Origin of the sequence: Paraburkholderia sp. NMBU_R16, from assembly GCF_013282575.1 — a bacterium.
In the GTDB taxonomy this organism is placed as follows: Bacteria; Pseudomonadota; Gammaproteobacteria; order Burkholderiales; family Burkholderiaceae; genus Trinickia.
In genome coordinates, this window is record NZ_JAAAYE010000108.1 from 1 (window position 1) to 6,904 (window position 6,904).

Here is a 6,904-nt window from a genome sequence, read left to right on the forward strand (position 1 = left end):
ACTCAAGCCGAGCGCTTTCGGCGCGGCGCAGCGGCGCCGGTTCCGGGCTACGCCCGTCACCGCCGCTGCTGCGTCTGCATTCTCATCCTGATTGACGCGCTGTTCTCATCTTGATTGACGCGCGGCACCCGACCCGATATTATCTCGCACCGCATGTCTTACCATGCTGGCCACTTCCCTCATCATCGACTTCTTCAACGGACAACCATTTCTTGATGGATAAGTGTAATGCCCAAGATAGGCAATGTTGATTTGACGGAAACGATTCTCGCACTAGATTTCGGGCCCTCCGATGTTATCGTATATCAACATCGATCGGAAAACGTTCGCTATGAGGTATTGCTGAAATCGGGGAAAAATTCCCAACCGGATGAGCGATTTCTAAGCCTGACCACGATCACAAAGAGAGCCGAGGCCCGCAGTCCGGCATACTCCAGCCTTAACAGGTGGGAAGATAGAAGTGACCCGGTGGTCGTGGCATGGAGAGATTGCAGTGTGTCCGTCCAAGCGGCCGCGAGGACGAAGTTCCGTATAAAGACACCCCCGCCGTCCCAACCGGTGGGCGGACCGTCTTTGTTGCCCCAGGTCGGGTCCTCGCGCGCTCCGACGAGCCCGGCATTCCTGATGGACCCTGCTACGGGGGGGGGGCAGGCACACCTTGGAACCAGCATCAGTCATTCGCTCGAACGCCAAACCCGCGGCTCAACCCAGCTTCTCGCTCGCGCGCTCCGACGAGCCCGGCATTCCTGATGGGGCCTGCTACGGGGGGGGCAGGGACACCTTGGAATCTGTATCAGCCATTCGTTTCAACACCACATGTGCAGTCGTTCGCTACGGAAAGGCGCTCAAAGCCTCCTAAGCCACCCGGCAGCCCACTCGCCTACGATCCGCGACAGCGGTCAATGACGCCGGGGCCCCAATTGGGTTTGCCTCCGTCGGCGGGCCCATTCGTACAGGGCTCCAGTACCGCACACCCGCCTGCTCTGCCCGCGTTTTCCCAGCAGATCTCCGGCACAATTGCCAATATCAAGAGTCAACTTACGCCCTGGGAGAGAAGGGAAGCCGAGACTATCATCGCGACCAAACTTAATAGCCGCCCGGAGAATGAACGACTAACCTTGATCATGGATTTGAGCAATCAGCTTCATGGGGCATCGAGCAATCGCAAGGGTGAAATCATCAAGAGGTGGGGCGAGACAGCTACAATCGACAGCGCGATGGAGGGGCGCGATATGCGAACCTCTCATGACCGGACGCTGCAGAATAGGCTCGCAATCCAAGAAATGAACTCCGATTTCACTGTACCCCGCGACGAAATACTTGATCGGCTAAAGGATTATAAAGAGAGGCATACGGTAGCCCAGAAGTCAGTGTTCGCCAACTCTCAAGGTTATACAAGTCCATTGTACCGTCGCGTTTTTCGCGATCACAGAGGACCGGTAGTTGCGATCAAGGAGATTCGCGACTTGATCGCCCCCCTTCCCGAAAACCGGTGCTATCAAGCGATCCTGGATTGGCAGCCGCCAACATGAAGATTGGTGGCTGCCTGGAAGAGGCTTTGTTCAGAAGCACTTCAGTCCCGTGTCGGGGCCGGCGTTCGCGGAGAAACGGGGCTACCGGTTTGCGATACGGTATAAAAGCGAACGGCAACGCCGCGATGACCGACAGCGGCTCTGTCGCATTAACGAGGACGAGTAGAATCGGTGCGAATTGAAACGCAGGACATCGATGATGGCAAAGACGAAGAAAGCTCGCTCAACGTTAATGCGACAGAGCCTTCACAAGTGGCCCTCCTGAACAAAGCCTGGGGGTGACCCAAGCGGGGTAGCTTCGCGTGCCGCAGACGTTTTACGCGGGAGCGGGAAAGTGCGCCCGGCGCTGACGGACAATGGGGCCGCAACCTGAACTTGGCCTTCACCAATATTGAGAGCATTTAAATGAGTTTTAGCGCACGATGGGGCAGTGGCCTGACAGCAGGTGGGTATTCTGACTCTTCTGACTCGTTTACATCGGGCTTCCGAGATGCGGAAGATTCCGGGCGAGAAGAAGTCTCATCGAATGCTCATTTTGCCGATCACTCTACGTTTGCCTTAGTATCCCGGTTTTCGCAACGAGAAGGCGAGCGACTTGCGCCCCCTCTCGACCTCCGCCGCCCAGCTGAGAGGCGTGCCATCCTGCATGAGCATTCCTCTCGGTATGCCGCCATTGTCCGCGAGTATTGCACATGTGAGAGTGACATCAATGAGTGGTATGTTGATGAGGATAGCTCCATCCAAGGTAATTATACCAATGGGCGGCGACAGTTCCTGAATCAGAATCGTGCTCGACGGCACGCCTTGACGCTGGGGCATATTGATCGCGGCGATGCCGCCACGCTGCAGTGTGCCGAGGCTGAGCTCGAAGTTAAGCGTCAAGCAATCGCAAAGACGCGTGACGAGAGCCTGCAGAATGCAGCCCGGCTTTGTAACTTCAAGCTTGGCAGTTGCCTGATAGAGGAATCGCGGATTTCCAGAGCACAGCAAGGAATCTTGAGTCGTTTAAATAATTTCCTGGTGTTTTGTAAAGACAAAACTGTCGCGAGCGTATTTGCTTCGCCACTAGACGAGGACGTTTCGGCTTGGATAGGGCTTATCCCCGACGCGAGCAGCCGAGGTCGCGCTCACGCCGCGGTGGCCGCTTTCCAAGGCTCGATATATCTCGCCGATATGCGTATGAACTCAGCACTACAGCCGCCATGGCGCTGGACTTCGTCGGTGTCGTCGTGATCATAGGCATACTATCGTACGCCCCATTGGTGATCACGCAGTCCACGTTCGCCTGCAACTGATTGCGGGTTTTCCGAAGGGGCCGATTTTGGGTAACACGGACGAGCGGATCCGCGCCGCGCATGATGGCAGCGCGTATGTAAGCAGTGCGAATGAGGTCGAAGAATTCGACCTCTGGTGATCAGCCCTGGGGTTGCGATCGGGCGTCTCGGTCTTGACGCGAGACTCAATCTCGTACAACTTCGCAATCCACTGCAAAGCCTGCGCGGCGAGCCCTGGCGTCTTCTGTGTCTTGGCGATTTCGAAGAAGCGTCTTCGGCAATGCGCCCAGCATCCGACCTCGATGATGCGTCCTCCGCGGTACAGCGCGCCGTGGCCGCTGTACGCGTCGGCTTGCAGATAGCCGGTGAAGTCCCGCAAATAAGTGAGCGGATGCGAGCCCGCGCGCGAGTCGCCGAATTCAAACACCACCGCCGGCGGATGATCGACCCATAGCCCGTCCTCCTGACGCTGGCCGCCACCAAGATAGCCCCACAGCCGTGCCGTGCGCGTTGTGGTGCGTCCCTTCTCGATCAGTGGCAGCGTGGTGTCATCCACGTGCATGCGTGGCGCTTTGAGCTGGTGCCGACGTAGCGGCACCAACAACACCTCGAGCAGCTCGGCAGCAGCCAGCTTCCAATCGCACAGTGTCGAGCGCGATAACTCGACGCCGTGACGCCGATAAATGCCCTCTTGCCGATTCAGCGGCAAATGATCGACGTAGGTGCTCACCAGGATATTGGCGAGCAACCCGGCGCTGGCGTTGCTCTTGGGCAGCGGTGAAGGCTGCGCACTGGCCGTGACGATCGTCGATTCGCCGTCCTTGCGTGCGGCATACTTGAAGCGCACATGCTCGATCACCGTCAGCTTCGATGGCTCGTAATGCAGCGTCTCGCAACGCTCCTCACCGATGCGCTCAAGCGCATCGAATTCGGCCTTCTGTTCGTTGCTCAGATCGTATTCGATGCGAGTGCGCGGGAGATTCTTCGGTAGGGCTGGGCGGCCCTTGCGCACGTGCTCTTTGACCGGAATGCCCTCGGCTTGTGGCGGCACCGGCACATCGACCGGTGCGTCGAATAACTCGGCCTGTGCAGCCAGACGTTCGGAGCTTGCACCAAAGCGCGCTCGATTGAGCTGCGCGATTTGATGCTGAAGGATTTGCAGTTGCTCCCACAACGCGCAAACATGGCGATTCTGCTCGAGCGCGAACGCGCGCAGCGCATCGAACTCCCGAGGCAGATCGTCAACGGTGACGGCGGTAGGTGGCATGTCGGCATGATGCCGAACTCATCGTAGGTTTACAAGACCGAGGACGCCCAATCAGCTCACGCGCGCCACACAGACGGTGTGCTGCGGTTTGCACGCTGGAATTTCGATACCTTCAAGCCACGCATTCAGTTCGGCCAGGGTAAAGCCGCGCTCGGCCAGCAGAGCCGTCGATGGAAACCGACCGTGTTCCAGCCGCTTGTACCATAACGCGAAGCCCGTGCGATCCCAGTACAGGCATTTGACCTTCGAGCGGTCGCGCGCCACGAAGACGAACAAATTGCCCGATGCCGGGTTCTGCTTGAGCATGGGCTCGACCAGGTATGACAGGCCATCGATTGATTTGCGCATGTCCACGGGCTCACGGCAAATGAATGCGCGCACGTTCGTCGTGATCAGCATCGCCCGCTCCCGAGCTGGCCGAGCACGAAATCAACGATGCGACCGGCATGTGTTCCGCTCAGTTCGATGCGCACACCCGCCAGCACGAGCGTAACGCCGTCGTTTGGCGCACCCGCCAAGACACTGTCGGGCGTGGCTGGCGCAGCGGTCATCGCGACCAATGGATCGTCTGCTTGCGCCGCGATGAACACAGCGGCATCTGCCGTCATCGTCCCCGACGCAGCTTCGCTCCCGCGTGCCCTACGCGAGAGCTTCGATCGCCACAACCCGAACGTACTGACCGCGATGCCTCGCTGCTGGCAGAACGCCCTCACGCCGATGCCGCTCGCTTCCCACTGCGTGAAAATCTCGCGCCAGAAGGCTTCGCCTCGTCGCACGAAACGCTCGGCGGCAACATGTTGGACTTCTTGCTTCGTGTTCTCTGCCATCGTGTCACTCCCGTTTGCGAATAGCGACACGTTCTCACTACGGCACTACTGCCTCAACATGGGGTTCCCGGACGGATACTTCTGATCAACTTCGCGCTCGCGCACCGCAAGACGAAGGGGCCCTCGTTGCCCCTTCATTGTTGAGCAATTCTCTCAACCTTGTGTCGTCATCTATGCGCGCTTTTACACCGCCATCAACAAAGGGTGAGCACGCCACTCGAACGGTCGCCGCGCAGTTCTATTCGCTGCTTATCTAAGGACTCCTACGCGAATCGCCGCTTGCTCGTCATCGCTTCGTTATCGCGACACAACCCTACGGAGCGCTTGCGTTCAAGGCCGCCTACTGACAGACCCGTAGAGTGCGCCCAGGCTATACCGATCACTTCGCATATCACATCATCATCTCGCCAGGAAGGTCTTGTCGCGTCGGCCACTTCCATCATCATCGGCTTCTTCAGTGGACAACCGCTGAAATTATCTTGAAACGCGCAACCAGTCGAATGATTTAATGAAGCGCGCAATCAATTCAAAATGGGATGAACTCTAAAATGAATCGATTCACAATATCCGGCAACTCTCATGCCCAATATTCTTCATCTTCTCAACCGGCCGACAGCGGGCGCTCGCAGCGTACACTCATTCCGCGCTCAATGACCCCACCGCCTTTCAGCCGTTTAGCAATTGGTAGCTCAATACAACGACCACAAACATCCGATCCGACATCGGCCACGGGGTCCCGTTGGCGTGCCTTGCTTCCCTGGAACCGTACCACGGCGGCTGGGCAGGGGGCACGTAATTTCACAGCTATGTCTGCCATCGGGGAGCAGACAGGGTTCGAGGCTGCAACTCAACAGGGAGCACAGATCCAGCTAGCCGGATATCTCCTTGCTCGGCATCTGGATCAACGTCCAATCGAGCCAACAGATATTCCTAGATTGAAACGTATGGCCAGATCTGTCCAACGAACTCGTGCGGCACTTCCTTTCGGTCGCGACAACATAAAATCGGATGTGATTGCTACGGGGGGCGACAGCTTGGTGCGCACCACGGCCGGTTATGGCGTCTATACTCAATTCGCAAAAGGAGACGAACGAGAAAAGCTTCTAACCTGGGCGGCCGCTAGTAAGACGTTTGGTGCAGGAAACTGCACAGAACACTCGCTGCTAACAGCCCTCGACCGCGCTGATGATTTGACCGACAACGAAACCGTCCAAGTGGTGACTAGCCATAGTATGAATCATCATTGGGCAATTTCAACGCCGGGCCAGCAAGGCCAGCGCGCCATCGTTGCCGACGCATGGATGGACGGGCCACCAGTGATGGCGGTCGATGCCAGCCCACGCACATACGATTCAGTATTGTTTGAGATCAACAAGAAAAACGCCCAAACAACATCGGAACAATATAAGGCGAAACTAAATGCTGCGAATGCCAAGCTCGTTCCGCGCGTACCAGAGTTCCTGCGGCACGCGGTGGCACCTGGGGCAGTCCAGGAGAAACTCAGGGAAATCGCTGAAAGTCGTCGGTTACCCGCAGGTATGGATGAGCCCCAAAGCGCCGTTTCCCGTGAGTTCGCCGACCGCGCAAGATCTGCGATGCGGACAACGCGGGAGCACAATCGTCAGCACCTCGCGCGTGCATCGGCTGTTGCGGCTGGGCTCGATGAGGCGGCGGCAGCCAAGTCTGTCGACATGGTGATCAACGCAGCGTGGCGATTGGATGCAATAACAACGAGCCATGTTATCCCCGCCGCGTCAGACCATGCGCGACCGAGTGCGAGCGGGGCAGGTGCAGCGAGCAGGGTTCTGTCGCGATAACGAGATGGGTTAAGGGGCAACTGGTTGGCGTTGGTGCACGGATAGGCAAACGAAAGACGAGAGTAATAAAATCGCGGTCCGTCCTGCTGGAAGCCCATGCATGCCCCACAAGCACAACGCCGCGCGCCGGCATGACATCCCGAAGATGGCCCATCGGGTGACGAACTGGCCCGAGTATGAAGCGGGG

General features: G+C 57.9%; 6 protein-coding genes. 3 read left to right on the forward strand and 3 right to left on the reverse strand.

Annotation, left to right across the window (positions count from 1 at the left end; all coding sequences use genetic code 11):
- The first annotated feature begins 1,124 nt into the window (after positions 1-1,124).
- Together GWC77_RS26455 and GWC77_RS26460 are read left to right on the forward strand one after the other, a co-directional pair.
- Entirely contained in the window at positions 1,125-1,532 is a 408-nt protein-coding gene (locus tag GWC77_RS26455) for a hypothetical protein (protein WP_173262048.1), read from the forward strand.
- A 405-nt stretch (positions 1,533-1,937) separates the two neighbouring features.
- The gene (locus GWC77_RS26460) at positions 1,938-2,765 is read left to right on the forward strand and encodes a hypothetical protein (RefSeq protein ID WP_173262051.1); all 828 of its coding nucleotides are present in this window, start codon (positions 1,938-1,940) and stop codon (positions 2,763-2,765) included.
- Between the two features lie 33 nt (positions 2,766-2,798).
- On the opposite strand, the gene GWC77_RS26465 is transcribed toward GWC77_RS26460, so the two are convergent.
- From GWC77_RS26465 to GWC77_RS26475, 3 genes are read right to left on the reverse strand one after another with little or no spacing between them, the layout of a single operon-like run.
- The gene (locus tag GWC77_RS26465; RefSeq protein ID WP_173262054.1) at positions 2,799-4,073 is read right to left on the reverse strand and encodes an IS66 family transposase; all 1,275 of its coding nucleotides are present in this window, start codon (positions 4,071-4,073) and stop codon (positions 2,799-2,801) included.
- Between the two features lie 51 nt (positions 4,074-4,124).
- Complete coding sequence (gene tnpB / locus GWC77_RS26470; RefSeq protein ID WP_173262057.1) at positions 4,125-4,472, reverse strand: IS66 family insertion sequence element accessory protein TnpB; 348 nt, start codon at positions 4,470-4,472, stop codon at positions 4,125-4,127.
- Complete coding sequence (locus GWC77_RS26475; protein ID WP_173262060.1) at positions 4,466-4,900, reverse strand: hypothetical protein; 435 nt, start codon at positions 4,898-4,900, stop codon at positions 4,466-4,468. The genes tnpB and GWC77_RS26475 overlap by 7 nt, the downstream gene beginning before the upstream one ends.
- Positions 4,901-5,448: 548 nt before the next feature.
- On the opposite strand from GWC77_RS26475, the gene GWC77_RS26480 reads away from it, so the two are divergent.
- Complete coding sequence (locus GWC77_RS26480) at positions 5,449-6,717, forward strand: hypothetical protein (protein ID WP_173262062.1); 1,269 nt, start codon at positions 5,449-5,451, stop codon at positions 6,715-6,717.
- Positions 6,718-6,904 lie beyond the last annotated feature (187 nt).

What these genes read in the sequence shown, in the direction of transcription:
- GWC77_RS26480 (WP_173262062.1), top strand. Translation starts at nt 5,449, where the DNA reads ATGAATCGATTCACAATATCCGGCAACTCTCATGCCCAATATTCTTCA.
- tnpB (WP_173262057.1), bottom strand. Translation starts at nt 4,472, where the DNA reads ATGCTGATCACGACGAACGTGCGCGCATTCATTTGCCGTGAGCCCGTG.
- GWC77_RS26460 (WP_173262051.1), top strand. Translation starts at nt 1,938, where the DNA reads ATGAGTTTTAGCGCACGATGGGGCAGTGGCCTGACAGCAGGTGGGTAT.
- GWC77_RS26475 (WP_173262060.1), bottom strand. Translation starts at nt 4,900, where the DNA reads ATGGCAGAGAACACGAAGCAAGAAGTCCAACATGTTGCCGCCGAGCGT.
- GWC77_RS26455 (WP_173262048.1), top strand. Translation starts at nt 1,125, where the DNA reads ATGGATTTGAGCAATCAGCTTCATGGGGCATCGAGCAATCGCAAGGGT.
- GWC77_RS26465 (WP_173262054.1), bottom strand. Translation starts at nt 4,073, where the DNA reads ATGCCACCTACCGCCGTCACCGTTGACGATCTGCCTCGGGAGTTCGAT.